This is a genomic window from Streptomyces sp. ADMS (assembly GCF_033441795.1).
Classification (GTDB): Bacteria; Actinomycetota; Actinomycetes; order Streptomycetales; family Streptomycetaceae; genus Streptomyces.
The window spans coordinates 1-543 of the sequence record NZ_JAVFVX010000398.1; the positions used below are offsets into that span (position 1 = coordinate 1).

General features: G+C 71.1%; 1 pseudogene. It reads left to right on the forward strand.

Annotated features, from left to right (window positions below):
• Positions 1-543, forward strand: a pseudogene (locus RB628_RS41250) (hypothetical protein); the annotation flags it as partial.

The following is a 543-nucleotide window of genomic DNA, read 5'->3' on the forward strand; positions in this document are numbered from 1 at the left end:
CCGACCACCCGCCCGGGTATCCGGAGAGCTGGTTGGTGACGCGCGGGCATCCCGACGACTCCGCGCTCCACGAAGTGATCTACGACTCGGAGCCCGGCGGCCCTCACGCCCGGCATGGCGGCAGCGTCCCGCGCCTGCTCGCCGCCATCGACGCGCGCCTGGATCAGCTCGGCCTGCCGCCCCGACCGAAATCCCAGCGACTCGCTCGGGAGAGTGCCGCCGACGCGGTGCTTCACCGTGCGGGCTTCGTCCCCGTCGTGCTGTTCCGCGAGCGCTTCCACCGACTGCCCTCCGCCATGACCGACCTGGTCGAGCAGCGACAGATGGTGACCCGGGCCTTCGACATGCTGCAGGCCGAGGGCTTCGACGTCTCGTACGACCCCGACCTGCTCGATCCCAGCCAGCCGCCCCCTGGCGATCACGGGCTCAGCCTCGGCGACCGGCTCGGCCACCTGACCCAATCCATCCAGTCGGCGGCACATACAAGTGAGGCCGTCGCCGCACTGAGCGAGCTGACCGCTCCCGGTGACGGCGTTCTCCAGC